Genomic DNA, 1,712 nt, shown 5'->3' on the forward strand with positions numbered 1-1,712 from the left:
CCCCCCCGCCCCCCCGGGGGTGTCGCCGGTCCCCCGCGGCGCCCCCGCCCGCCGCCCGCGGCCCGGGGCGCGCCGCCCGCCCCCCCGGGCGCCCCGCCCCCCCCCGCGCGCCCCACGCCCCATGCCTGCCGGTGCGACGGGGCCGTACACCCGTCGCACCGGCATGTGCCGGCGCACCGGCGGACGCCGCCGCTCCCGCCCGTATGCACCAACCCATGGCGCCGGCAGGCGGCGCTGCCTCTGCCCGCTCCCGCCCGTACGCACCAACCTGTCGCACCGGCCCGTGCCGTAGCCCCGGCCGACGCTGCCCCCGGGTCCCCGGCGCATCACCCGACAGGCTGCTCTGCATCGATGTGCAAGGTCACCCCGCCGGGCAGCGCGTGCTCGTGTGCGTACCGCGGCACGCTCCGCGTCCAGCGTAGGAGCCCGGTCACCAGGTGGCGCATCGCCACGAGCCACCACGCGTCCGCAGGCGTCACGTGCGACCGCAGTCGCGACTCCACCAGTTCGTACCGTGCCACCTGGGCGGCGTGCAGTCGGGCCAGTTCGCGGCAGGCGGCCAACTCGGGCACGTCCCGCTCGTCGGCCAGTGAGAAGACCCCGTTGAGCCAGTCGTTGCTCCGGTCCTTGCTGATGCTGTGCAGGTCGTTGTCGATGGTGGCCAGGGTGCGGGCGAGCTGTTGCAACTCTTGTACGTACGGGTCGGTCAGGAAGTCGGGGGACAGTTCGCGGTCCATCGCGTACTCGACGAGGTCCGCCAGCACGTCCACCCCGATGGTCTGGGTGCGCACCGCGAGGTACCCGGCCAGCGGCGGCTGACCGCAGCCCGACCTGGACAGCAGTGCCTCGTCCCCCACTCCGTACATCCATGCCTCGAAGTGCTTGCCGAAGCGGTCGCGCCAGCGCGGGCTCATGGTGCGGCTGAACTCCTGGCCGAGGTCCCACCAGGCGCGCAGTTGGTCGTCCCGGCAGTGTTCGACGGCCAGCGTGCCGGCGAGCGCCCGGCCGGCGGCGGTCTCCCGGCCGTCGATGCCCGCGCCCTCGGCCGCGTCGTCGTACAGGAACCAGCAGCCCAGGAAGTGAACGACGGCGGGGAGGCGGGCGGGGAGCGCGTGGGGCATGGAGTAGGCGATGGCCCGCGCGGCGCCGGTGCTGCGGACCGTGGTCAGGGTGCCGGGTGCGCGCGCCAACCCATGCTCCTTGAGCCAGGACACCAGGTGGTCGTGGAGGGTGGCGCACTGCCCCGGCGTGGGCAGGGCGGTGGCCGGTGGCCACCAGTCCGTGGGATAGGAAAGCTCGATGCGTTGCATCGTGGCCCCTCGTGACGTTCGACGGTGGGATGTCCGACGGCGGTCGGGCGTGCTGTCCGGCGCGGGTGCCGCGCCGACCGGTCGGGCCTGGGGAGCCACGTCGTACGGCCGGCTCCTCCGCTGCCCAGTACAACGGGCGCGCACCGGTGCGGAGAAGTGCCCGGGACCGCGCAGGAGGGCACCGCGGGGGCGTGCGCGGCGGGCGTCGCACGTGCTGGCCGCGCCGGCATGCGCCAGCGCCACCGGGCGCGGGGGAGCGGCCGGTGGCGCCGTGGCGGGCCGGGCACGACGAAGCGGGGCCCCCCCCGGGGGGGGGGGGGGGGGGGGGGGGGGGGGGGGGGGGGGGGGGGGGGGGGGGGGCCGCCCCCCCCGGCGGGGGGGGGGGGGGGGGGGGGGGGGGGG

General features: G+C 77.0%; 1 protein-coding gene. It reads right to left on the reverse strand.

Going from position 1 to position 1,712, the window contains the following annotated elements; genetic code table 11:
- Positions 1-326: 326 nt before the first annotated feature.
- Positions 327-1,310: a terpene synthase family protein gene (locus tag AAHZ94_RS33675; RefSeq protein WP_349997494.1), complete on the reverse strand. Its 984-nt coding sequence runs from the start codon at positions 1,308-1,310 to the stop codon at positions 327-329.
- Positions 1,311-1,712 lie beyond the last annotated feature (402 nt).

The organism is Streptomyces sp. HSW2009, assembly GCF_040240285.1.
Taxonomy (GTDB): Bacteria; Actinomycetota; Actinomycetes; order Streptomycetales; family Streptomycetaceae; genus Streptomyces.